The organism is Rahnella inusitata (genome assembly GCF_965118895.1).
GTDB classification, from domain to species: Bacteria; Pseudomonadota; Gammaproteobacteria; order Enterobacterales; family Enterobacteriaceae; genus Rahnella; species Rahnella inusitata_A.
In genome coordinates this window covers 1-511 of record NZ_CBCPJJ010000050.1, presented here as the reverse complement: position 1 = coordinate 511, position 511 = coordinate 1, and the positions used below count along the sequence as shown (strand labels likewise).

The 511-nt window shown below is 45.8% G+C and carries 1 pseudogene; it reads right to left on the bottom strand.

From position 1 onward, the window contains the following. Positions 1-390: pseudogene (locus ACMHLI_RS23400) on the bottom strand (hypothetical protein); the annotation flags it as partial. Positions 391-511: the final 121 nt, after the last annotated feature.

Below are 511 nucleotides of genomic sequence, written 5' to 3'. Positions count from 1 at the left end.
TACTACCGTAAAGGACGTGACATCCTCACGAGAAGCACGATCCATTCCACTAGATTCATTAGGCCCGGATGAAAATCCTACGTTTTCCCATGTCAGACCATTGTCTTTTGAGACCCTAAAACCACTAACGTCCCAGGCAGGAACAGCAATATAACGTTCTGAAGGGTGAACAAATTTACGGGTAAAGATCCGATAAAACTGTAAATATAACTGAGAGTGTATACCCCGCTGCGTATCAGTGAACCATAGCTCACCTTCACAGTCATATCCGGTTAGTTCCAGATAGCGATGGTCGTCGAAACGGTAAACCACCTGCGTGGGCGGTTGCTGCGGTCTGAACTGACACCCTGTAACTGCTACTACCAGCATCAGTATGGCTAATCCTTTCATTGTTAGTTTCCCTGTTATTTTAATCCTGAGTCCTTCAGTGGTTTAGGCATATCCCATTGCGCAGGCCAGATATTTTCTGAGTTAATCAGTTTTCCCCGCGTCCATATCACAGCGCATATGC